Annotated in this window: 18 protein-coding genes; 11 read left to right on the top strand and 7 right to left on the bottom strand. The window is 61.7% G+C overall.

The features are described 5' to 3' along the window. Positions 1–5: 5 nt before the first annotated feature. The 4 genes from BLR92_RS09700 to BLR92_RS09685 all read left to right on the top strand — a co-directional run bounded on the left by BLR92_RS09700 (position 6) and on the right by BLR92_RS09685 (position 5,434). Positions 6–1,862: a DUF3413 domain-containing protein gene (locus tag BLR92_RS09700; RefSeq protein WP_089727943.1), complete on the top strand. Its 1,857-nt coding sequence runs from the start codon at positions 6–8 to the stop codon at positions 1,860–1,862. A gap of 54 nt (positions 1,863–1,916) precedes the next feature. Continuing rightward, on the top strand, positions 1,917–2,702 hold the full coding sequence (locus tag BLR92_RS09695) for a glycosyltransferase family 2 protein (RefSeq protein WP_089727941.1): 786 nt from the start codon (positions 1,917–1,919) through the stop codon (positions 2,700–2,702). Beyond that, on the top strand, positions 2,702–3,784 hold the full coding sequence (locus tag BLR92_RS09690) for a glycosyltransferase family 4 protein (RefSeq protein WP_245704163.1): 1,083 nt from the start codon (positions 2,702–2,704) through the stop codon (positions 3,782–3,784). Before BLR92_RS09695 ends, BLR92_RS09690 begins: the two co-directional genes overlap by 1 nt. A 69-nt stretch (positions 3,785–3,853) precedes the next feature. Next, entirely contained in the window at positions 3,854–5,434 is a 1,581-nt protein-coding gene (locus BLR92_RS09685) for a sulfatase-like hydrolase/transferase (protein ID WP_340148218.1), read from the top strand. Here the strand turns inward: BLR92_RS09685 and BLR92_RS09680 are convergent. From BLR92_RS09680 to rfaD, 3 genes are all read right to left on the bottom strand, one after another. Then, positions 5,373–6,341 carry a hypothetical protein gene (locus BLR92_RS09680; RefSeq protein ID WP_175488769.1) on the bottom strand — a complete coding sequence of 323 codons (969 nt, stop codon included), beginning with the start codon at positions 6,339–6,341 and terminating at the stop codon, positions 5,373–5,375. The genes BLR92_RS09685 and BLR92_RS09680 overlap by 62 nt on opposite strands. 110 nt (positions 6,342–6,451) lie before the next feature. Continuing rightward, a complete protein-coding gene (gene waaF / locus BLR92_RS09675; protein ID WP_089727935.1) occupies positions 6,452–7,468 on the bottom strand; it encodes a lipopolysaccharide heptosyltransferase II in 1,017 nt (338 codons plus the stop codon). After that, positions 7,461–8,417 carry an ADP-glyceromanno-heptose 6-epimerase gene (rfaD, locus tag BLR92_RS09670; protein ID WP_089727933.1) on the bottom strand — a complete coding sequence of 319 codons (957 nt, stop codon included), beginning with the start codon at positions 8,415–8,417 and terminating at the stop codon, positions 7,461–7,463. Before rfaD ends, waaF begins: the two co-directional genes overlap by 8 nt. A gap of 125 nt (positions 8,418–8,542) precedes the next feature. Between rfaD and glyQ the strand changes: the two genes are divergently transcribed. The 3 genes from glyQ to gmhB all read left to right on the top strand — a co-directional run bounded on the left by glyQ (position 8,543) and on the right by gmhB (position 12,297). Then, positions 8,543–9,505 carry a glycine--tRNA ligase subunit alpha gene (gene glyQ / locus BLR92_RS09665; protein WP_089727931.1) on the top strand — a complete coding sequence of 321 codons (963 nt, stop codon included), beginning with the start codon at positions 8,543–8,545 and terminating at the stop codon, positions 9,503–9,505. 2 nt (positions 9,506–9,507) lie between these two features. After that, on the top strand, positions 9,508–11,574 hold the full coding sequence (glyS, locus tag BLR92_RS09660) for a glycine--tRNA ligase subunit beta (protein ID WP_089727929.1): 2,067 nt from the start codon (positions 9,508–9,510) through the stop codon (positions 11,572–11,574). A 168-nt stretch (positions 11,575–11,742) separates the two neighbouring features. Next, positions 11,743–12,297, top strand: coding sequence for a D-glycero-beta-D-manno-heptose 1,7-bisphosphate 7-phosphatase (gene gmhB, locus BLR92_RS09655; protein WP_089728078.1), 555 nt, complete (start codon positions 11,743–11,745; stop codon positions 12,295–12,297). Positions 12,298–12,564: 267 nt separating this feature from the next. Here gmhB and gyrB read toward each other — a convergent pair whose 3' ends face one another. The 4 genes from gyrB to dnaA all read right to left on the bottom strand — a co-directional run bounded on the left by gyrB (position 12,565) and on the right by dnaA (position 18,780). Further along, a complete protein-coding gene (gene gyrB, locus BLR92_RS09650; protein ID WP_089727927.1) occupies positions 12,565–14,982 on the bottom strand; it encodes a DNA topoisomerase (ATP-hydrolyzing) subunit B in 2,418 nt (805 codons plus the stop codon). 19 nt (positions 14,983–15,001) lie between these two features. Then, on the bottom strand, positions 15,002–16,093 hold the full coding sequence (gene recF / locus BLR92_RS09645) for a DNA replication/repair protein RecF (RefSeq protein WP_089727925.1): 1,092 nt from the start codon (positions 16,091–16,093) through the stop codon (positions 15,002–15,004). Between the two features lie 54 nt (positions 16,094–16,147). Beyond that, positions 16,148–17,251 (bottom strand): DNA polymerase III subunit beta, encoded by a 1,104-nt coding sequence (gene dnaN, locus BLR92_RS09640; protein WP_089727923.1) that lies wholly within the window; start codon positions 17,249–17,251, stop codon positions 16,148–16,150. Positions 17,252–17,316: 65 nt separating this feature from the next. After that, on the bottom strand, positions 17,317–18,780 hold the full coding sequence (gene dnaA / locus BLR92_RS09635; protein WP_089727921.1) for a chromosomal replication initiator protein DnaA: 1,464 nt from the start codon (positions 18,778–18,780) through the stop codon (positions 17,317–17,319). A 564-nt stretch (positions 18,781–19,344) separates the two neighbouring features. Between dnaA and rpmH the strand changes: the two genes are divergently transcribed. The 4 genes from rpmH (at position 19,345) to mnmE (ending at position 23,161) form a co-directional block, all read left to right on the top strand. Further along, on the top strand, positions 19,345–19,479 hold the full coding sequence (gene rpmH, locus BLR92_RS09630) for a 50S ribosomal protein L34 (RefSeq protein ID WP_089727919.1): 135 nt from the start codon (positions 19,345–19,347) through the stop codon (positions 19,477–19,479). 13 nt (positions 19,480–19,492) lie between these two features. Further along, positions 19,493–19,876: a ribonuclease P protein component gene (gene rnpA, locus BLR92_RS09625; protein ID WP_089727918.1), complete on the top strand. Its 384-nt coding sequence runs from the start codon at positions 19,493–19,495 to the stop codon at positions 19,874–19,876. A gap of 113 nt (positions 19,877–19,989) precedes the next feature. Then, positions 19,990–21,672, top strand: a complete 1,683-nt coding sequence (yidC, locus tag BLR92_RS09620) for a membrane protein insertase YidC (protein WP_089727916.1) — start codon at positions 19,990–19,992, stop codon at positions 21,670–21,672. 112 nt (positions 21,673–21,784) lie between these two features. After that, complete coding sequence (gene mnmE / locus BLR92_RS09615; protein ID WP_089727914.1) at positions 21,785–23,161, top strand: tRNA uridine-5-carboxymethylaminomethyl(34) synthesis GTPase MnmE; 1,377 nt, start codon at positions 21,785–21,787, stop codon at positions 23,159–23,161. The last annotated feature ends 21 nt before the right edge of the window (positions 23,162–23,182 follow it).

Here is a 23,182-nt window from a genome sequence, read left to right as displayed (position 1 = left end):
CACTCATGGACGACTTCACTTCCCGGCGCAGACGGCGCCTGCGCGCCAGCCTGGTTTTCGCCTTGGCCAACCTGTTGCTGGTGTGGGCCATCGCCCTGCGCTACGTGCCCTATCTGGAGACGCCCAGCGATCCGCTGGGCATCAGCTACCTGATCCTGACCTGGGTCGGTCATTTTGGCTTGCTGGTGCTGCTCGCCTGGCTTCCGCTGGGGTTGTTGGCGCTGCTGTTGCCGCGCCGGATACTCTGGATTCCGGCCGCCTTGCTGGCCACCTCGGCGTTGTGGATATTGCTGCTGGATACCGGCGTTTATGCCCAATACCGCTTTCATATCAATCACTTCATGGTATCGCTGTTCTTGAATGACAAGAACGGCGAGATTTTCAATTTCAGCCTGTCCACCTGGCTTAGCGTGGCGGGTATCGCACTGGGGCTATTGCTGTTCGAAGCCTGGCTGGCCAGGCGCCTGTTCGCATCGCGCCGGGCCCGGCGGCTACCGCTATGGCGCATGGCCACGCTAGTGTTGCTGGCGATGGTCGCCAGCCACGCCATCCATGTGGTTGCCGATGCCCGCTACCGGACCAGCGTCACCCAGCAGGTCGGGATCTTTCCGCTGCTGTTCCCGGCCACGGCCAAGGATTTCATGAAAGAACACGACTGGCTCGACCCACGCGCGGCGCGCGCCGAACGCGTTGGCATCGCCAGCGGTGAGGCCGACAGCCTCAATTGGCCGAAGGCGCCGCTTAGCTGCACGCCGGGCGACAACCCGCCCAATGTGCTGTTCATCGTCATCGATTCCTGGCGCCAGGACGAGTACGGCCCACGAGTCACGCCGCAGATGCATGCCGCACTCGCCGAACGCGGCCGGATCTACCGCGATCATTACAGTGGCGGCAACAGCACCCGCACCGGGATGATGAGCCTGTTCTACGGCCTGACCGGCAACTACTACCACTTGCTCAATAACACCCAGACACCGTCGTTGCTGATCAGCGAATTGCAGCAGCAGAGCTACGCCATGGGTATCTTCTCCGCCGCCAGCCTGGATAGCGTCGGCTTCGATCGTACGATCTTCGCCTCGGTACCCGACCTGCGCCTGACTTCCGAGGGCGACACCCCGGCCGAGCGCGACCGCGACATGACCGAGGACTGGCTGGCCTGGCAAGCCAAGCAACGCCAGCAGTCGCCGGACGAACCCTGGTTCAGCCTGTTGTTCTATGACGCGCCACACGGCTACAGCGTCCCCCCGCAGGCGCAGTCGCCGTTTCAGCCCGCCGCCGAATCGATGGACTATCTCGAACTCGGCCCGGACACCGACCCGACGCCGTATCGCAACCTGCACCGCAACGCCGTGCATTACGACGATAAGCTGATCGGGCGCGTCATCGAGAACCTGAAAGCACAGGGCGAGTGGCAGGACACCGTACTGGTCGTAACCAGCGATCACGGCCAATCCTTCAACGATTTCGGCAAGAACTACTGGGGGCACAACAGTCACTTCGCCGCGCCGCAGACCCAGGTACCGATGATTCTCAGCGGGCCCGGGATTGCCCCAGGCGAGCACGGCGGCACGACCAGTCATCTGGACGTGGTGCCAACGCTGATGCGCCATGTGCTGGGCTGCACCAATCCGCTCGACGACTACAGTCAGGGCCATGACATGCTCGACCCCACGCTGGATCGCGACTGGGTCGTATCGAGCAGCTATGTGGACTATGGCATCATCGAGGACGAGCGCATCACGGTGATCGACGGCACAGGTAGCTGGAAGGTCGTCGATCCGCAATTGAATACGCTCGAACCGACGTTTTCGCCGGCCGTATTCGAAGCGATGGACGCGCTCAGACAATTTTATAAGCCCTGACGTGACACGGGTGGCCGCACTCGATCCGGCACGGCAGACCTGACAGGGGGCTGAGTGAAGATTTCCGGCGTAGTCATCACGCTCAACGAAGCCGAGTGCATCGAGACCTGCCTGGCGTCGATGAGCGCGGTTTGCGATGAGCTCATCGTCGTCGACTCGGGCTCGACGGATGCCACCTGCCGCCTGGCCGAGGCCGCCGGGGCGCGGGTGATCGAACAACCCTACCTGGGTGACGGCCCGCAAAAGAATGTCGGCCCCGCGCAGGCGACGCACCGCTGGATCCTATCGATCGATGCCGACGAACGCCTGACCGATGCGGCCATCGCCACCATCCAGGCACTCGACCTGGCGAACACCGGGCACGATGGATTCGCCTTCCGGCGGCGCAATTTCATCGGCTCGCGCTGGATAAAAACCTGCGGCTGGTATCCCGATTATTGCATCCGACTCTTCGACCGCGAGCGCACCGCGTTTTCCAACTCTCGCCAGCATGCCTCGGTCCAGGCGACCCAGCCACGCCGGCTCGATGCCGACCTCGAGCATTATTCGTTCGCCAATCTGGGCGAGCTGTTCAGCAAGGCCAGTGGGCGCTTTTCCAATCGCGCCGCCAAGATCATGTATTTGAAAGGCAAGCGCGCCAATTCCTGGTCGCCGTTCATCCATGGCAGCAATGCCTTCGTGCGCAAGTATCTCTTTCAGCGCGGTTTCATGTCGGGTATCGACGGCGTTTCCGTGGCGCTCTCGGCGGCCGTCAATGCCTATCTCAAGTATGCGAAATTGCTGGAATTTCAGCGCGACGCGCAGGTGCGCAAGGCCGAGGACTTCGAGCGAATATGGTAATGGCGCAGCCGACGTCCCCCTTGCATGTGCGCCACGTCAATCTGGCGCGGGGCTTTAGGGGCGGCGAACGCCAGACCGTACTGCTGATTCGCGCGCTCGCCAGGCTCGGCGTCGCGCAGAGCCTGGTCTGTCGTCGCGATTCACCCATGCCGGGCGAGCTCGATGGCGTCGATATCGTCATCATTCCCGCCGATCATCAGCTCGGCGGGCATTTCACCGGCGATCGTGCCGACCTGGTGCATGCCCACGAGGCCAAGGCCGTGCATTGGGCCTATCTGCACCGCTGGCTGCGCAATACGCCGTATCTGCTCACCCGGCGGGTTCCCCAGCCGGTCAAGACCAAGCTGGCCAATCGCCTGACCTACGGCGCTGCCGCCAGCGCCGTGGCGATCTCCTCGGTGATCGAGCAGCAACTGCGCCGGCGCGCCTGGTGCCCCGTGGCGCGCATCCCCAGCACGCTGGCTCACCTGCCAAGCGATCCGCAGCGGGTCGCGGCGCTGCGCGCGCGTTTCAGCGGGCGTCGGATCGTTGGCCATATCGGCGCGCTGGTCGACCGTCACAAGGGACAGCGGCTATTGATCGCAGCGGCGAGAAGCCTGCGCGAGAGTCACCCGGAATTGTTGTTCGTGTGCCTCGGCCAAGGCGAGGACGAGGCGCGGCTCAAGCAGGAGAGCGCCGATCTTGACAATCTCGTCTGGGAGGGCTTCAAGGACAACGTCGGCGACTACCTCGAGGTCATGGACCTGTTCGCCTTCCCATCGCGCAATGAGGGGCTCGGCTCGATCCTGCTCGATGCCATGGATCATGGCGTGCCGATCGTCGCCGCCAATGTCGATGGCATACCCGACATCGTGATCGACGATGCAAGCGGCGTGCTGGTCGAACCGGGCGACGCGGCCGCCCTGGCAGCCGCCATCGCCGCGCTGCTCGACGACCCTGCGCGCCGCGAGCGCTTGACCGCCGGTGCCAAGCAGCGCCTGGGCGATTTCACGCCGGCCGCCATGGCTAACGCCTACCTGGCGCTGTATCGCCGCCTGCTGTCTTCGCTGCGTGCCCGCGCAGCGCGGCAGCACGACCGATGACAGCAGCATGACAGCGGCGTGACCGTCGGAGGCGTTCGCGATAGTCTTGCAGTTCCAACGAAAGGATTCATGAAGCGAATGTCGATCCGTCTACCCCATCTTCGCTGGTGGGCACTGGGTCATCTGGGCCTGTGTGTCGGCTTTGCCGTTACCACGGTGTTCTCGCTGCGCCACATCTGGACAGTGCCGATCCTCGCGCTGTGGCTGTTGCTTGCCTGGAGCCTGCGCTGGGGCGATGCCACGCAGCGGCGCGCGCGCCGCCGTGCCTGGCCCTGGTCGCTGCTGCCGCTGGCGTTGTGGTGGCTCTACCTGTTTCTGGCCGACAGTTACGGCAAGATCGACATGGGCGCGGTGATCTTCCACCTGCAGGCCGGCATCGAGGATCATGGCGGCACCCAGCGCATTCTTGCCGCGATTCTCTACACGCTGGCGGCACTGGCGATGCTGGCGGCCTTCACTTGGCTGGTGCGCGCCGATCATCGCTGGCGCCTGCATGAACGCGTGCTGGTGCTCTTTCTGCTGGCCTTCAACCCGCTGTTGTTCGGGATCACCCAGCAAGGCGCCGCCATCGTCACCGAGGATGGCGCCTGGCTGGATCGCCGCTACGTGCCACCCGGCATCGAGGCCGTGCCCGCGGTATTGCCCAACCTGATCGTTATCTACATGGAGAGCACCGAAGGCACCTATACCGACGAGGCACGCTTCGGCAACGTCTACGACGATCTCGAGGCGCTTGGCGAGCGCGGCGTGGTGTTCCATGGCGTGCGCCAGATCGAGAACACCGGCTGGACCACCGCCGGCATGATCGCCAGCCAGTGCGGCACGCCACTGATGCCGGTCGGGATATTCGAGGACGGCCAATTCGAGCCGCTGGAATACGTCTTGCCCGGCGTCGAGTGCCTTGGCGACCTGCTCGACAAGCGCGGTTATCGGCAGGTCTACATGGGCGGCGCCAGCATCGATTTCGCCGGCAAGGGCATCTTCTACAAGAATCATGGCTTCGATGCGGTGTTGGGCCGCGAGCAACTGAGCCCGCGACTCGATGATCCGAGCTATCTCAACGACTGGGGACTCTATGACGACTCCCTGTTGGCCATGGCCCACGAGCGCATCCGCCGCTTGGCCAGCGACCCAGCGACGCCTTATGTGTTCGTTGGCCTGACACTGTCCGCGCATCCCCCTTACGGCTACCCCGCGCGGGATTGCCGCGCGCGCCAGGGTGAATTCGATGGGGTGAGCATTCTCTATTCGGTGGAGTGCACGGCCTGGCTGGTGCGCCGCTTCATCGAGGGCCTGGACGCCGAGGGGCTGCTCGACAATACGCTGGTAGTGATCTCAAGCGATCATCTGTCGATGAAGAACTCGGCTTGGCAGCGGTTGATCGCCGGGCCGCGCGAGAACACCCTGATGATGTTTGGCAATGGGCTGACGCCGGGCCGGGTGATCCGTCGTGAAGCGTCGATGGTCGATGTACTGCCCACCGTGCTCGAAGCGCTGGGCTTCACGGTGCCCGCGCATCGCGCCGGCCTGGGCGCCTCGTTGCTGTCGCCGGCGCAAACGCTGATCGAGCGCCACGGCCTGGAGTACATCAATGCGCGTCTACGCGAGGAGAGCGCCCTACAGGCACGCCTGTGGGACAATCTCGAGTGAGCAGATGCTGCGACACTCGCGGTTCGGGCCACGGCTGATTCGTCAACGTCCCGGGCAGTACGTGAACGAGAGGGCCCGCTTCGAGCTCGGGTTCGCAGTCGGGTAACGCCGCCAGCAGTTTCGCCAGCGCGGCATGGCCCACCGCATCGCCCGTGACGTCGTTCCACCATTGGCGATGCACGGCCCTTACCTGGACGGGAATCTGCGGTATACCGAGGCGTTGCGCCATGGCCAGTCGATGTAAGCCGCGGTTTATCTTCAGTATTTTCCCCGTTCGAGAGATCGCTACGCCAGGCCGGTCCTTGCCGAGCTGCGCATTGAAGCCCATCTGCGCCATGCCATCGAGAAAGCCGAGGTAAAGCCTCAGGTACGCCAGGATCTTCTGCTCGCTATCGAGCAGGATACCCTGCTGGTGGGAAGACCAGGGCCGGCCTTCGTCAAGGCGTGCTTTTAAGGTCCGGAAGCGCTCGGTGGCGCGCAGGTCGTCGCGCCGCTCATCCAATTCGGAGATAAAGCGGTAGCGCGAGCCGGCACGCAGATCGCCTCTGCGCAGGTCCCAATCGCCATCCCAGATGAAGGTGCTCGAGGAAAACGCCGAGCCACCCGCGCCACGCGGCAACCTCGCGGAGTAAAGCAAACGCCGGGGATCGACCATCAGCGTCAAGGCATCGCCCAGACACGACTCGATGGAGCGACGTGGCAGCCCCAGGCGCTCGAGGGTCTGCGCTCCCGCGCCGCCGGTCCACCACAGCTGGAACCATAACTCCTCGATTGGAACGCCGACATAGCGCTGAAAGGATTCGCGAATGGCATGCTGAAGGCGAGCGCGGCGAACCGTCCATTTCAAGGCGGGGCTGTACAGCTCGTAGAAGGCCTCTTCACCGGCCGGAGCGCGTATGATTGCCAATCGATCCCCCTTCGTTACTAACGATCTGCTGTTATTTGACGCTAGACGCCAAGGCGTTTCATGGAAAATTTAATTAGCATGCTAACATAAAGAAAGTGCCAGGACAACGCTCAACGATCCTGCAGCGCCAGCATCAAGCGCTCGGGGTCGAGTTGGTTAAGGCAGTTGGTGTGTCCCAGCGGGCAGGTGCGCTCGAAGCATGGCGAGCAGGTCAGTGCCAGGGTATGAATGTCGGCGCGGCTAGTCAGCGGCGGCGTGTAGAGCGGCGACGACGACCCGTAAATGGCCTGCACCCGGGTACCCACCGCGGCGGCGACGTGCATCAGCCCCGAGTCGTTGGTTACCACCTGGCGACAGTCGGCGAGTAGGTCGACGGCATCGGCCAGCCGCGTCTTGCCGCACAGGTTGTGCGCGTGACTCAGGCCGGCAGCGATCCACTCGCCGGCCTCGACATCCTTGGGGCCACCCAACACCCGCACCTCGTAGCCTGCGGCGATCAGGCGTTCCGTCAGGCTGCGAAAATGCGCCAATGGCCACTGCTTGGCCGGGCCATATTCGGCGCCGGGCATCATGCCGATCGCCGGGCGCTGGCCCAGCCCATGCTCGGCCTTGAGTGCGGCCAGGTTGTCGGCATCGAGTGTCAGTCGTGGATGGGGACATGCGAAATCGCCTCGACGCGCCTCATCGGCGCTCAACCCCAGCGAAACGAAGCGCTTTACCGTCTGATCGAGCATGCTCCTGTCCAGCTTGCGGCGCTCGGTGAGCAGTATCAGGCGTTGCTCGCCGGTGAACCCGACCCGCTGCTGTATCCCGGCCAGGAACGGCACCAGCGCCGATTTCCACGAGCGCGGCAGCACGATGGCGCGCTCGAAGCGCCCCTTGAGCGTACGCGCTACGCGACGCCGTGCCCGCCAACCGAACTCGCCATGCCCGACATCCAGGGCGATGGCCTCGTCGACCTCGGCCATGCGTGCCAGAATCGGCTGCGACCAGGCCGGCGCCAGCACCGCGATCGTGCAATCGGGCTGACGCGCCTTGAGCGTCTGGAACAGGCTCTGCGCCATGACCATGTCGCCGACCCAGGACGGGCCGACGACCAGGATGCGCTCTGCGTTCGTCTCAGCCATTAAGCCATTCCAGATAGGCACGCACACCCTCGGCCACGGTCCTGAACTCGGCGTCGTAACCTGCCTCGCGCAGCCGCGAAATATCGGCGCGCGTATAGCTCTGATAGCGGCCCTTGAGTTCGTCGGGAAAGTCGATGAAGTCGATATCGCCCTTGCCGTGGAAAGCGATCACGCTGTCGGCGATGGCCTTGAAGGGCTCGGCACGCCCCGTGCCCAGGTTGAAGATGCCACCACGCTCGGGGTGATCGAGAAACCACAGGTTGACGTCCACCACGTCGCCGACATAGATGAAATCGCGGCTCTGCATGCCGGCCTCATAGCCGTCCCAGGCACCGAACAGGCGCGGGTTCTGGCCCTGACTGACCTGCGTGTGGTGATGGTAGGCGACGCTGGCCATCTTGCCCTTGTGCTGCTCGCGCGGGCCATAGACGTTGAAGTAACGAAACCCCACCACCTGGCTGGTAAAGCTCTCCCAATGGCTGCGCACGTACTGGTCGAACAGCAGCTTGGAGTAGCCGTAGACATTCAGCGGCTTCTCGAATTCAGGCGCTTCGCGGAAGATTTCGCTACCGCCGTAGGTCGCCGCCGACGACGCATAGAGGAAGGGAATGCCCTTCTTCTGACAGAAGTGCAGCAGGTCCTTGGAGTACTCGAAGTTGTTGTCGAGCATGAACTTGCCATCCCATTCGGTGGTGTCCGAGCAGGCGCCTTCGTGGAAGATGGCCTCGATCGACGGCAGTCGGCCATTTTCACCGCGCAGCTCGGCGCGCACCCGGGACCGAAAGTCGTCCTTGTCCAGATAGTCACCGAGCGTGCAGTCGGCCAGATTGACGAACTTGGTGCCATCGGTCAGATCGTCGACCACCAGCACATCGTTATGGCCGCGCGCATTGAGCGCCTTGACCAGATTGGCGCCGATGAAACCCGCGCCGCCTGTCACTACGATCATGTTTGATCCTCCGTGGCCGTCCAATGTCGTGGGCGGCCGTCATGTCGGGTTCGGCCTATAACCGATTAACGGGTAATTGTATACTTAGCGGTTCGTGAATTCATGGGCCAACGGTGCTTCACCCAATGACACAGTCGACGCCAGACGTGAAAACCTTTCAGGGCCTGATTCTCGCCCTGCAGCAGTACTGGGCCGAAAAGGGCTGCGTGATCATGCAGCCGCTGGATATGGAAGTCGGTGCCGGCACCTTCCACCCGGCCACGTTCCTGCGCTCCATCGGCCCGGAAACCTGGAATGCCGCCTACGTGCAGCCCTCGCGCCGCCCCACCGACGGCCGCTATGGCGAGAACCCCAACCGCCTGCAGCATTACTACCAGTTCCAGGTCGTGATGAAACCCTCGCCCGCCGACTTTCAGCAGCTCTATCTGGGCTCCCTCGAGCGCCTTGGCCTCGACCCGCTGGTCCATGATATCCGCTTCGTCGAGGACAACTGGGAGTCGCCGACCCTGGGTGCCTGGGGGCTGGGCTGGGAAATCTGGCTCAACGGCATGGAAGTCACGCAGTTTACCTATTTCCAGCAGGCCGGCGGCATCGAATGTTTCCCGGTCACCGGCGAGCTGACCTATGGCCTGGAACGCATCGCCATGTATCTGCAGGACGTCGATAGCGTCTACGACCTGACCTGGACCGTCGCCCCCGATGGCAGCCGGGTCAGCTATGGCGACGTCTATCTGCAGAACGAGCGCGAACAGTCCGCCTACAATTTCGAGCACGCCGACGTACCGGCGCTGTTCGCCGCTTTCGATCACCTCGAAGGCGAATGCAGCAAGCTGCTCGAAGCCGACCTACCGTTGCCCGCTTATGAAATGGTGCTCAAGGCCTCGCATACCTTCAACCTGCTCGACGCCCGACATGCCATTTCGGTGACCGAGCGTCAGCGCTATATCCTGCGCGTGCGCACCATGGCCCGCGATGTCGCCAATGCCTATTACCAATCGCGCAAGGCTGCCGGCTTCCCCATGGCGCCAGAGGCTGTGCGCCGTGAATTACTGGCCAAAGAGCCGCTAGCCGAACAGGGAGACGCCTGAGCATGGCCGCCAACACCCTATTGATCGAACTGGGCGTCGAAGAGCTGCCGCCGAGTGCCATCGACACGTTATCCGACGCCTTCGCCGAGGCAATCGCCGCTGGCCTGCGCGAAGCCGAGGTCGCCTTCGGCGAGGTGCAGGCCTTCGCCACGCCACGCCGTCTGGCGGTGCGAATCCGCGAACTCGACGGCAAGCAGCCCGACCGCCGGATCGAACGCCGAGGCCCAGCACTGGCCGCCGCCTACAAGAACGGCGAGCCGACCCGGGCCGCCCAGGGCTTCGCCAGTTCCTGCTGCGTCGGCGTCGACGAACTGATCCAGCTCGAGACCGACAAGGGTACCTGGCTGGGTTATCGCTTCGAGCAGCCCGGCGAATCCGTGACGACGCTGCTTCCCGGCATCGTCGCCAAGGCGATCGCCGACTTGCCGGTACCCAGGAACATGCGCTGGGGTGCGTCACGCATCGAGTTCTCGCGGCCGGTGCATTGGCTGATGATGCTGTATGGCGGCGATATCGTCGCGGCATCGATACTCGGCCTGGATGCCGGGCGCGAAACGCGGGGCCACCGCTTCCACGCCCCTGCAGCCATCCCGTTGGCCCATGCCGATGACTACCTCGACGCGCTGGAAGACGCCTATGTGCTGGCCGATCGGCAGCGGCGCCGCGAACGCATCCGCGAGCAGGTGTTGTCCGAAGCCGAGGTTCAGGAAGCCACGGCGGTCATCGATGAGAGCCTGCTCGAGGAAGTCAGCGGTCTGGTCGAATGGCCGGTGGCACTGACCGGTAGCTTCGATGAGCGCTTCCTCGAGGTACCCGCCGAGTGCCTGATCTCGTCGATGAAGGCCAATCAGAAATACTTTCACCTGCTCGACGACGCCGGCAAGCTCAAGCCGGCGTTCATCACCATTGCCAACATCGACAGCCACGACCCGCAACAGGTGATCGCCGGCAACGAGAAGGTCATCCGCCCGCGATTGGCCGATGCGGCCTTTTTCTTCGAGGCCGATCTCAAGCACAGCCTGGCCTCGCGACGCGACGGGCTGGCCAGCGTGGTCTTTCAGCAGCAGCTCGGCAGCCTCGCCGACAAGGCCCGGCGCAGCGAAGCCGTGGCCCGTTACATTGCCGAGCGCATCGAAGGCGATGTCGGGCATGCCGCGCGTGCCGCGCAATTGGCCAAATGCGATCTGGTCACCGAGATGGTGCTCGAATTTCCCGAACTACAGGGCACCATGGGCTGTTACTACGCGCGCCACGATGGCGAGCCGGAGGATGTCGCACAGGCGCTGGACGAGCAGTACCTGCCGCGCTTCGCCAGCGATGATATTCCCCGGACCCGCACCGGCCTGGCCCTGGCCCTGGCCGACCGCCTCGACACCCTGACCGGCATTTTCGGCATCGGCCAACGCCCGACCGGCGCCAAGGATCCGTTCGCACTGCGCCGCGCCGCTATTGGCGTACTGAACATTCTGATCAAGGCCAAGCTCGACCTCGACCTGCGAGAACTGCTCGAGCAAGCCGCCGCTCAGCATCGCGATCTGCCCAAGGCCAGCGGGCTTGTCGACGATGTGCTCGACTATATGCTCGACCGTTTCCGGGCCTGGACTCAGGACGAAGGCATCGCCGTGGAGGTTTATCTCGCCGTGCGCTCTCGTCCGGTCACGCGACCGCTGGATTTCGCACGACGCGTGCATGCCGTGCATGCCTTCGCGCAGCGCGAGGAAGCCGCCGCGCTGGCTGCCGCCAACAAGCGCGTCGCCAATATCCTGGCCAAGCAAGACGACGAGGTATCGACGCACGTTTCCGAGGAACTACTCCTGGAAGGTGCCGAGAAAGCCCTGGCAGAAGCGCTGGCAGCACGTCAGCGCGAGGTGGTGCCGCTGGTCGCCGAGGCTCGCTACAGCGAAGCTCTCGACGCCCTTGCCGGGCTGCGCACGCCGGTGGATACATTCTTCGACGAAGTGATGGTCATGGCCGACGACGAGGCCGTACGCCGCAACCGCCTGGCGCTGCTGGCCAACCTCCAGGGATTGTTCCTCGAAGTCGCGGATATTGCCGAACTGCAGCAATAAGCGCCGATGGATGGCAATAAAGGGCCGGCATTCCTACGGGTGCCGGCCCTTCTCGTTTCGCTAATGTTTCACGTGAAACATGGGCCGTAGCCCGGAGCAATGATTGTTCCACGTGAAACATCACTCTACACTGGCATCACTCTCGCGCTGTACTGGTCTCACGCCCTCATGCCAATTTCTCCGCAAAACCTGATCATTCTCGACCGTGACGGCGTGATCAACCACGATTCCGATGCCTACATCAAATCTCTCGACGAATGGATACCCTACCCGCAGGCCATCGACGCCATCGCTCGACTATCGCAAGCCGGCTGGGCCCTCGCCGTCGCTACCAACCAATCGGGGATTGCACGGGGCTATTACAATGAGGACGTTCTTGCGCAGATGCATCAGCGAATGATCGAACTGGTGCATGACGCCGGCGGGAGCATCGCCCACATCGCCTATTGCCCCCACGGCCCCGACGATCATTGCGATTGCCGCAAGCCAAAAACCGGTCTACTTGTGCAGATTCGCCAGGCTTTGGATATGACGACGCTCGAAGGAGCCTGGATTGTCGGAGATAGCCTGCGCGATCTTCAGGCTGGCGTGGCAATGAAATGTCGGCCGGTATTGGTGCGCACCGGCAAGGGGCGGAATACAGAAGCCATGGGCGGATTCGGTCAAGCCCTCGTATTCGATGATCTTTCCGGCTTTGCTGATTGGCTCGAAGGCAAATCCTAATATAGCCAGGCCTTACATGGTCCAATCCATTAGCTGCTTCGTCACTGAACTCAGCGCCCTGCTGTGTGCGCAATGTTCCACGTGAAACACCGAAAGCTTATTTTCCATTCTTTCATCGCCTCTACCAAGCAAGCGTTTTTCCTCATTCTCTGCCTGGAAATAAAAAGAAGCCCAGCAAGTTAATTTGCTGGGCTTCTTTATTCTATCAAAGAACTCTTTTAGCTCAATCGCTTAGATAACTTTCAATAGTGTGTTTCACGTGAAACATCACACGTCGAGGTTGGCGACCAGCGCGTTCTGCTCGATAAAGAAGCGCCGCGGCTCGACCTCGTCACCCATCAGGGTATTGAACATCATGTCGGCGGCAACCGCATCCTCGACCGTCACGCGTAGCATGCGACGGGTATCGGGATCCATGGTGGTTTCCCAAAGCTGATCCGGGTTCATCTCCCCCAACCCTTTATAGCGCTGAATGGAAAAGCCACGCTGGGCTTCGCCCATCAACCATTCCAGTGCCTGGTAGAACGTCTCGACCGGCTTGGTGCGCTCGCCACGGGCCACGTAAGCCCCTTGCTCGAGCAGGCCGTCGAGGGTTTCACCGAGCGCCGCCATGGCACGGTAATCCGCGCTACGGAAGAAATCCACACCCCATACATAATCGGTGGAGACACCATGAGCGGTCAGCGACACACTGGGCAAGAATATGCCGCGCTCGGTGTCTTCTTGCAGTTGGAAAACATGGCGAGGACCGCCCTCGTAAGCGATCAATGCGTCCATTTCGCCCTGCAGGAGCTCGATCCAGTTCTGCATGGTAACGCGGTCCCTGAGGCTCTCCTCGCCGTTCAACGTCGCTGCGTGCACAATCTTGCGCAGTACGTCGTTGGGGTAAACCCGTGAAAGCCGATCGATGCGCTTCATCACGTCGCGATACTGGCTGACCAGCGATTCGATCTGCTGGCCGGCGATACCCGGGGCATCGGCATTGACATGCAGTCGCGCGCCATCCAGCGCAGTGGTAGTCAGGTAATCGGTAAGCGCCTGCTCATCCTTGAGATACAGCTCCTGCTTGCCACGCTTGATCTTGTAGAGTGGTGGCTGGGCGATAAACACATGGCCGCGCTCGATAATTTCGGGCATCTGGCGGAAGAAAAAGGTCAGCAGCAGGGTGCGGATATGCGAGCCATCGACGTCGGCGTCGGTCATGATAATGATCGAATGGTAACGCAACTTGTCGGGATTGAACTCCTCGCGGCCGATGCCACAGCCCAGCGCCGTGATCAGCGTACCGACTTCGGCGGAAGACAGCATCTTATCGAAACGTGCCTTCTCGACGTTGAGAATCTTGCCCTTAAGCGGCAGGATTGCCTGGGTGCGTCGGTCACGCCCCTGCTTGGCGCTGCCGCCCGCCGAATCACCCTCGACCAAGTATAGCTCGGAGAGGCTTGGATCCTTTTCCTGGCAATCGGCTAGCTTGCCGGGCAGGCCGGCGATATCCAGGGCTCCTTTACGACGGGTCATTTCGCGAGCCTTGCGCGCGGCCTCGCGGGCCCGCGCGGCGTCGATCATCTTGTTGACGATTGCCTTGGCTTCGTTGGGCCGCTCGATCAAATAATCGCCGAATTGGCGCCCGAGCTCCTGCTCAACGGCGGTCTTCACTTCCGAAGAAACCAGCTTTTCCTTGGTCTGGGAAGAAAACTTGGGATCCGGTACCTTGACCGAGATGATCGCAGTGAGCCCCTCTCGCGCGTCGTCGCCGGATGTGTTGACCTTGGCCTTCTTGAATATGCCCTCGGCCTCGATATAGCTATTCAGTGAGCGCGTTAGCGCCGCCCGGAAGCCTGCCAGGTGCGTGCCACCGTCACGCTGCGGTATGTTGTTGGTATAGCAGAAGATATTCTCGGCGTAGGTGTCATTCCACTGCATCGCCACTTCAACGCCGATGCCGTCATCGCGCTGCATATCAAAATGAAACACCGGATTCAGCGTGCTTTTATTGGTGTTCAGGTGATCGACGAAGGCCTGGAGACCACCCTCGTAGTGGAACAGCTCCTCCCGGCCGCTGCGCTCGTCCATCAGACGGATAGCGACCCCGGAATTCAGGAACGACAGCTCACGCAGGCGCTTGGCGAGAATGTCGTAATGGAACTCGATGTGCGTGAAGGTCTCCTGCGAGGGGCGAAAATGCACCCGCGTGCCGCTTTTTTCCGTCTTGCCCACGACCGCCAGCGCCGACTCAGGCACGCCGTGACGGTAAATCTGCTCGTAAACGTCGCCGCTGCGCCAGATGGTCAGTTTGAGCTCTTCCGAGAGCGCATTGACCACCGATACGCCGACGCCATGCAGCCCGCCGGATACCTTATAGGAGTTGTCATCGAACTTACCGCCGGCATGCAAGACCGTCATGATGACTTCGGCCGCCGATACACCTTCCGCATGGATGTCGGTCGGGATTCCACGACCATTATCGCTGACCGTCACCGATTCATCGGGATGAATGATCACGCGAATTTCGCTGCAATGGCCCGCTAGCGCCTCGTCGATGGAGTTATCCACCAGTTCGAACACCATGTGATGCAGGCCGGTCCCGTCATCGGTATCGCCGATGTACATGCCAGGACGCTTGCGTACGGCATCCAGGCCCTTGAGAACCTGGATGCTCGATGAGTCGTAAGCCTGTTCGCTCATTGGCTACTCCGTCGTGAAATCATTCGTTCCGAGTGCTAAGTCGTCCATGTTTCACGTGAAACATGGCGGTCGCGGTTTCGGGGCACCACAGATCCGCAATGGCTTCGCGCTCAACGCTGGTGATGAAAACCTGGCACTGCATGCGCTCCAGCCAGCGGCCGAAGACTTGGCGATGGTTTGCATCCAGCTCTGCCGGCAAATCGTCGATCAGATAGATGCAGGTACGCCCGGTCATCGCTTCCAACAATCGCCCCTGGGCCAGTTTCATGGCGCTGACGACCAGTTTCTGCTGGCCGCGGGACAGCACCTCCAACGCCGACCGCCGATCGATACGAATACGCAGGTCGGCACGCTGAGGGCCTTGCTGGGTAAATCCCATCTGCCGGTCGCTATCGCGCCCCTGCTCGAGGACATCGGCCAGCGTGCGCTTGCGATCCCAGCCTCGGTAGTAACGCAGTGAAAGCCCGGGGAGCGGCAACAGCTCGGCAAGAGTCTCTTCGAACACCGGCAAAAATCCTGCCATGTATTCATCGCGCAGGAGATCGATACGCTCGCTCCAGTGCACCAGCTCGCGCTCCCACACGGCGATGGACTGAACGTCAATTCTACCATGTCTAAGCAGGGCATTCCGATGTTTCAACGCGCGACGCGCGCGTTTCCAGCCATCGAGAAATTCGTGTTTCACGTGAAACACGCCCCAATCGAGAAACTCGCGTCGCGATGCCGGCGAGCCCTCGAGTAGGCGAAAGGCATCGGGGTTGATGAGCTGTAGCGGCAATGCCTCGACCAGGTCCGCAACGCGCGCCACGCGCTCGCCGGCCATGCGCATCTCGAGCTCTGGCGATGCACGCTGGCGCCGCACACCCAGCGCCAGCGGCGGATCGCCAGCCAGCCGGCCATGCAACGTCAACGCTTCATGATCGTGCGTAATGGCGTGCTTGAGGTGCTGGGTGCGGAAGGAACGCCCCATGCCGAGGATATGAATGCCCTCGAGCAGGCTGGTCTTGCCGCTGCCGTTGTCGCCAACGATCAGATTGACGCCCGGCTCGGGACGCATATCCAGATCGGCCAGATTACGCAAACCGAGAAACGTCAGTCTATCGAGCGGCATCGGCAAGCGCCTAAGGGCGGCGCTGGCATGGCGCCGCCTGAGTGGAAGAACGCATCAAAGTCGCATGGGCATGACGACATACAGGGCGTCACCGCCACCGGGCTCCTCCATGATCGCGCTGCTGTTGGAATCGGACAGGGTCATCTGCACACGATCCTCATCGAGCGCGCCCAGCACGTCGATCAAATAACCGACATTGAAGCCGATCTCCAGGGTATCGCCGCTGTAGTCGAGCGAGACGTTTTCCTCGGCCTCTTCCTGCTCGGGGTTATTGGCCATCACCCGCAGGTTGCCTTCCTCGAGATTGAGACGCACGCCGCGATACTTTTCGTTGGAGAGAATCGAGGTGCGCGACAATACCTGGCGCAGCTCGGCGCGCTCGGCGATGAACACCTTATCGCCACCCTTCGGCACCACACGCTCATAATCGGGAAATTTGCCATCGACAAGCTTGGAGGTAAACGTGAACTCGCCCGTGCGAGCCCGCAAATGATTGGCCCCCAGCGTCAAACCGACCAGCTCGTCGCTACCATCGAGCAGGCGCACCAGTTCGAGCACGCCTTTACGCGGCACGATCAGCTTCTGTGCCGGCTCGATATCGATATCCGCCGAACGCGAGCATACCGCCAGACGATGGCCATCGGTAGCGACGGTACGCACCAGGTTGCGGCCCAGTTCGAGCAGCATGCCGTTAAGGTAGTAGCGTACGTCCTGCTGGGCCATGGCGAAGGCGGTGGCGTCGATCAGGTGCTTGAGCGTACCGCGCGGCAGGCTCAGCTCCTGGGTGCCCTGACCGTCCTCGATGTTCGGGAACTCGGCTACCGGCAGCGTCGACAGCGTGAAGCGCGAGCGCCCGGCGCGCAACACCGCACGCCCATCCTCCAACGCGAAGGTGATCTCGGACTGCTCGGGCAACGACTTGCAGATATCCATCAGCTTGCGCGCGGGGACCGTCGCGGAGCCTGGCTCATCGACCTGGCTCGGCTCGGCGCGGCCGATCAACTCGACTTCAAGGTCGGTACCGGTCAATGAAAGTTGCGTGTCCTGCACCTCGATCAGCACATTGGACAGCACCGGCAGCGTCTGGCGACGCTCGACCACGCCGGCGACCAGCGTCAACGGCCGCAGCAGGGCTTCGCGGGAGATGGAAAATTTCATGAGGGCTCCACTCTTCTCCTGGTTTCAAGGCAAACGATGCGCCAACATGGCTAGTGGGCTCATCTTCAGCTAGTCAGTAACCGCAGCAGGTTCTTGTAATCCTCGCGGATATCCGCGCTTTCTTCCTGTAGCGCCTTAACCTTGCGGCAGGCGTGCAGCACCGTAGTATGGTCGCGCCCGCCAAAGGCGTCGCCGATCTCCGGCAAGCTATGATTGGTCAATTCCTTGGCCAGCGCCATCGCCACCTGACGCGGCCGCGCCACCGAACGAGAACGCCGCTTGGAGAGCAGGTCGGCAATCTTGATCTTGTAATATTCCGCGACGGTACGCTGAATGTTGTCGACACCGACCTGCTTGTCCTGCAGTGCCAGCAGGTCCTTGAGTGATTCGCGGATGAAGTCCTGGGTGATCGACTTACCCATGAAGTGGGAGTCGGCGATGACCTTCTTCAAGGCGCCTTCCAGCTCACGCACGTTGGAGCGGATCTTCTGGGCAATGAAGAAAGCGGCATCGTGGGGCAAGTCGACCTTGGCCTGATCGGCCTTCTTCATCAAGATCGCAACCCGCGTCTCGAGCTCCGGCGGTTCGATCGCCACCGTCAGCCCCCACCCGAAACGTGACTTGAGACGCTCCTCTACACCACTGATTTCCTTGGGATATCTGTCAGAAGTGAGAATCATTTGCTGGCCACCTTCAAGCAAGGCGTTGAAGGTATGAAAGAACTCCTCCTGCGAGCGCTCCTTGCCGGCGAAGAACTGGATGTCATCGATCAGCAAGGCATCGACACTGCGATAGAAGCGCTTGAAATCGTTGATGGCATTGAGCTGAAGCGCCTTGACCATATCGGCGACGAAGCGCTCGGAATGCAGGTAAACCACGGTGGCGTTCTCACGCCGCAATGCCAGTTGATTGCCTACGGCGTGCATCAGGTGCGTCTTGCCCAGGCCCACGCCACCGTACAGAAACAACGGGTTATAGGCGCCGCCGGGGTTTTCCGATACCTGGCGCGAGGCCGCGCGCGCCAACTGGTTGGATTTACCCTCAACGAAGGTGTCGAAGGTGAAATTGGGGTTGAGGCTACTTTGGTGCTTGAGGCTGCCCTCGACCTGAACCTGGCGATCTCCCGAACGACGAGCGCTCTTCTCGCGTAACTGCTCGATCTCGTGCTCATCAGCGTAATCGTTGCGTGGTGGCGTATGCACCGAAGGTGGCCCAGGCTGTTTGAAGCGGCTGGCAGATACCGGGTTGCCCAATTCACGTGGCTGTGGGCTGGGCGTGGCACGCCGACTGCCCACCGCCAGGGCCACCTTGGGCGGCTTGGCAGGCGCCAGTTCACGTAGCAGCTCATTGATACGCTTTAGATACTTATCGCTGACCCAGTCCCGCACGAAGCGGTTGGGTGCCAACAGGCTGAGCTCGTCGACTCCACCCTCTTCCGCCTGCAACGGACGAATCCAGGTATTGAACTGCTGGGAACTCAGCTCATCCTGCAGGTAATCCAGACATTGTTGCCAGAGAGCGACCGACACGCGACCTCACATCCTGTTAGCGAATGACCGGCCAGTATATCGTTCGTGGGGCGAGTTATCCACACGATTAGGGCCGTGAAAAAACTGTGGACAACCGGTGAATGAGCCCGCCATCGAATCGCGTCGGACTCGGCAACCCCCAAATATAATCCCGCCGTTCAAACGCTGCTCCTAATGCCGCTAAACGTTTCGCGCAGTTTTTCCACAAAAGCAATATTCGGTTAACTTATTGAAAAATAATTTATTTTACTGCTTGTCCACAAAATTGATTCCCAATGTTAATAACAGCATTATCTGGTATCGATAGTTAATATAATGTTTGTATTGCCTTGGCAGGTCACTGCACCGACCCTGGGGATAGACATTCGGCCACTTACTGGCCAACGACGGCAAAATACTAAAAAAATCTTGGCCCCGCGCGGATAAATCCGCGGAAAAATTGCACGCGGCTGGCGAATTCACTAAAATGCCCGACCTTGAGCCAAATCCGCCCGGCTCCTGGCGGGTATCAAGGCACATCGGCTTGTCATCAGTCCAAATTTAACCACGTGGGAATCAGCAGTTATGAAACGCACTTTTCAACCGAGCGTTCTCAAGCGCAAGCGTGTACATGGCTTTCGTGCGCGCATGGCCACCAAGGGTGGTCGCCAGGTTCTGGCGCGCCGCCGCGCCAAGGGTCGCAAGCGTCTGAGCGCTTAAACTCGAGCCGCGAATGTCATGTCAGAACTTCCCACGGCAGTTGCGTCTCTTGACTGCCGGGGAATATCGACGCGTCTTCGACCATGCCCCGTTCAAGGTCCATGGCAAGGGGTTGCTGGCGTTGGCCAGCGACAACGCGTTGGGCCACCCACGGATCGGTCTGGTCTTCAGCAAGAAAAACGTTCGCCGTGCCGTCGATCGCAATCGTCTGAAGCGTCTCGTCCGCGAGTCCATTCGTCTCCAGCAACATCGTCTGCCCGCCGTGGACATCATCGTCCTGGCGCGTCGCGGCGCTAACGAACTGGATAACGCGACCTTGCACCGCCAGCTCTACGGCATGTGGCGGCGCCTGGAAAAAGACGTTCGCAAACAGTCGACCGTGGCGGCGTCTTCCTGACCCGATTCGCGCTTCGTATTAGCAAGGTCGTACCGATCCGCCTCGCCGCTGGCGAGTAGCGGTCGGAAGACAAGCCGCCAGAATGATCCATTACCCCACCGGGCAGAACCCCCATGGACGTAAAACGACTCCTTCTCGTGATTCCGCTTGCGGTGCTCGCCTACCTGCTGGTCATCCAGTGGAACCAGGATTACGGCCAGGTCACCGTTGAACCCGAGGCTCCCGGCTTCAGCGCGGCGCCCAGCGACGGCGATAACGAAACACGCAGCGACCAGGGGCTGGCGGCACCTTCCAATGCCACTTCGGCGCCAGCCGCCGATGCCATGCCAGAAGCCCCTCGGACAGATAGCCGGCGTAGCCTGGTTGCGGTCGAAACCGATGTCCTGAACGTGCGCATCGACCCGCAAGGTGGCGACATCGTGTATGCCGCCCTGCCCGAGCATAAGATGAGCCTGGAGGGCGAACATGCCTTCGTGTTGCTCTCTGACAGCCAGGCCCGCAGCTACGTCGCCAAATCGGGCCTGCAACTCGAAGGGCACGAGGGTCGCATTGCCTTCGATCCCGAGCGGACCCGCTATACCCTCGATGAGGGTGAAGACAGCCTGACCGTCGATCTCACCGCCAACGTCAACGGCGTCGAGGTGGTCAAGCGCTTTGCCTTCGAACGCGACAGCTATGCGGTGGACGTCAGCTATCACGTCGTCAACCATCGCGAAGAGCCTGTCACCGCGCGCTTTATCGGCCAGTTGGCCCGCGATAACAGTCCCGACCCCTCGAGCGGCGTGTCGATGGGCATGAACTCCTACCTGGGCGCGGCCTATTCCTCGCCGGAAAGCCATTACGAGAAGATCGGCTTCGAGGATATCCAGGAAGGCCAGTTCAACAATCGGGACGTGCAAGGCGGCTGGGTCGCGATGATCCAGCACTACTTCACCTCGGCCTGGGCGCCACCCCAGGACCAGCAGAACCTGTACTACGCCACCACCGACTCACAAGGCCGCAATGTCGCTGCCTTCGCCGGTCCGACTCACAATATCGCCCCCGAGAGCCAGGCCGAGCTGAACGCGACGCTGTATATCGGGCCCAAGGTCCAGGATCGTCTCGAGGACGTCGCGCCGTACCTGGAACTGACCATCGATTTCGGCTGGCTATGGTTCATCGCCAACCCGCTGTTCTGGCTGCTCGACAAGATCCATAGCGTGATCGGCAACTGGGGTTTTGCGATCGTGGTGCTGACGGTGATCGTCAAGATCGTGCTGTTCCCGCTATCGGCCACCGCTTACAAGTCGATGGCCAAGATGCGCAAGCTGGGTCCCGAGATGCAGCGCATCAAGGAGCAGTACGGCAGCGATCGCCAGAAAATGTCCTCCGAGATGATGAAGTTCTACCAGAAGGAGAAGATCAACCCTCTGGGCGGCTGCCTGCCGATTCTGGTGCAGATGCCCGTCTTCATCGCCCTGTACTGGATGCTGCTGGAATCGGTTGAGCTGCGCCATGCGCCGTTCATCCTGTGGATCGACGACCTGTCGATGAAGGATCCATACTTCGTGCTGCCAATCCTGATGGGCGCCTCGATGTTCGTTCAGCAACTGCTCAACCCGACACCGCCGGACCCGATGCAGGCCAAGATCATGAAGATGCTGCCGATCATCTTCACCTTCTTCTTCCTGTGGTTCCCGGCTGGCCTGGTCATTTACTGGGTGGTCAACAACGTCATTTCGATTCTTCAGCAGTGGGTGATTACCCGCAAGATCGAGAGCGACCCCACTACCGGCAAGGGCAGTCGGGCCAAGTAAGCCAACCAGCTCCCGCCATCCTGTCACCCAGACCCCCGCCCACGGCGGGGGTCTGGCGTTGTGGGTCAACGTTTCGGACAATATCCCTTTCACTGGAGCCCAGCGATCCGCCATGCTCGATAGCCCGCTGTATACTCAGGACACCATCGCCGCCCTGGCCACCCCGCCCGGTCGCGGTGGCGTGGGCATCATTCGCGTTTCCGGGCCGGCCTGCGTGGCGATCGCCGAGGCGGTGCTGGGCCGCTGCCCCGCGCCCCGCCACGCCGACTATGGCCCCTTCGCCGGGGACGCTGCGCAGGCACTCGACGAAGGCATCGCGCTGTATTTTCCGGGACCGCACTCCTTCACCGGCGAGGACGTACTCGAGCTACACGGTCACGGCGGGCCGGTGATCATGGACCTGTTACTCGAGCGCTGCGTGCGGCTCGGTGCGCGCCTGGCACGCCCCGGCGAGTTCTCCGAGCGCGCCTTCCTCAACGACAAGCTCGACCTGGCCCAGGCCGAAGCGATCGCCGATTTGATCGATGCCAGCTCCCGCGCCGCCGCCGAAAACGCCCTGCGCTCGTTGCAAGGCGAATTCTCCAACCGGGTCGCCGCGCTGGTCGAACGCCTGATCGAGTTGCGCATGTACGTCGAGGCGGCGATCGATTTCCCCGAGGAGGAGATCGACTTTCTCGCCGACGGCAAGGTAGCGGCGATGCTCGGCTCGATACAGCATGAATTGGGCGAGGTGCGCGCCGCCGCCGGGCAAGGCGCACTGATGCGCGAAGGCATGAGCGTGGTCATCGCCGGGCGTCCCAATGCCGGCAAGTCGAGCCTGCTCAATGCCCTCACCGAACAGGATACCGCCATCGTCACCGCCATCGAGGGCACCACCCGCGATGTGTTGCGTGAACACATTCACCTCGACGGCATGCCGTTACATATCATCGATACTGCCGGGCTGCGCGACACGCCCGACGCCGTGGAGAAAATCGGTGTGGCGCGCGCCTGGGCCGAGATCGAGAAGGCCGACCGGGTATTGCTGCTGGTCGATGCCACCACCACCGCCGCCACCGATCCCATGGCCATCTGGCCGGAGTTCGTCGCGCGCCTGCCCGACCCGGCTCGATTGACACTGGTGCGCAACAAGATCGATAGCAGCCACGAGGCGCCCGGGCTCGACTTATCCACAGCGCCGCCGACGCTGCGCCTGTCGGCGAAGAGCGGCGAGGGTGTGGATAACCTGAAGGAACACCTGAAAGCCGTGATGGGCTATACCACGACCACCGAGGGGCGTTTCTCGGCTCGTCGCCGTCACCTGGAAGCCCTGGATCGAAGTGAGCACGCACTCACCAACGGCGAAGCCCAGCTACATGGCTATGGCGCCGGCGAATTGCTTGCCGAGGATCTGCGCGAGGCGCAACGCGCGCTGGGCGAGATCACCGGTGAATTCAGCGCCGACGATTTGCTCGGCAAGATCTTCGGCGAGTTCTGTATCGGGAAGTAGACCCCAACATTTTATTGTTGC

Source organism: Modicisalibacter muralis (assembly GCF_900102945.1).
In the GTDB taxonomy this organism is placed as follows: Bacteria; Pseudomonadota; Gammaproteobacteria; order Pseudomonadales; family Halomonadaceae; genus Modicisalibacter; species Modicisalibacter muralis.
The sequence above is the reverse complement of the archived record's forward strand: the minus strand, read 5'-3'. Positions and strand labels throughout refer to the sequence as shown.

Coding starts and splice junctions, on each gene's coding strand:
- BLR92_RS09700 (WP_089727943.1), top strand. CDS start 6: ATGGACGACTTCACTTCCCGGCGCAGACGGCGCCTGCGCGCCAGCCTG.
- BLR92_RS09690 (WP_245704163.1), top strand. CDS start 2,702: ATGGCGCAGCCGACGTCCCCCTTGCATGTGCGCCACGTCAATCTGGCG.
- BLR92_RS09685 (WP_340148218.1), top strand. CDS start 3,854: ATGAAGCGAATGTCGATCCGTCTACCCCATCTTCGCTGGTGGGCACTG.
- waaF (WP_089727935.1), bottom strand. CDS start 7,468: ATGGCTGAGACGAACGCAGAGCGCATCCTGGTCGTCGGCCCGTCCTGG.
- rfaD (WP_089727933.1), bottom strand. CDS start 8,417: ATGATCGTAGTGACAGGCGGCGCGGGTTTCATCGGCGCCAATCTGGTC.
- glyQ (WP_089727931.1), top strand. CDS start 8,543: ATGACACAGTCGACGCCAGACGTGAAAACCTTTCAGGGCCTGATTCTC.
- glyS (WP_089727929.1), top strand. CDS start 9,508: ATGGCCGCCAACACCCTATTGATCGAACTGGGCGTCGAAGAGCTGCCG.
- gmhB (WP_089728078.1), top strand. CDS start 11,743: ATGCCAATTTCTCCGCAAAACCTGATCATTCTCGACCGTGACGGCGTG.
- gyrB (WP_089727927.1), bottom strand. CDS start 14,982: ATGAGCGAACAGGCTTACGACTCATCGAGCATCCAGGTTCTCAAGGGC.
- recF (WP_089727925.1), bottom strand. CDS start 16,093: ATGCCGCTCGATAGACTGACGTTTCTCGGTTTGCGTAATCTGGCCGAT.
- dnaN (WP_089727923.1), bottom strand. CDS start 17,251: ATGAAATTTTCCATCTCCCGCGAAGCCCTGCTGCGGCCGTTGACGCTG.
- rpmH (WP_089727919.1), top strand. CDS start 19,345: ATGAAACGCACTTTTCAACCGAGCGTTCTCAAGCGCAAGCGTGTACAT.
- rnpA (WP_089727918.1), top strand. CDS start 19,493: ATGTCATGTCAGAACTTCCCACGGCAGTTGCGTCTCTTGACTGCCGGG.
- yidC (WP_089727916.1), top strand. CDS start 19,990: ATGGACGTAAAACGACTCCTTCTCGTGATTCCGCTTGCGGTGCTCGCC.
- mnmE (WP_089727914.1), top strand. CDS start 21,785: ATGCTCGATAGCCCGCTGTATACTCAGGACACCATCGCCGCCCTGGCC.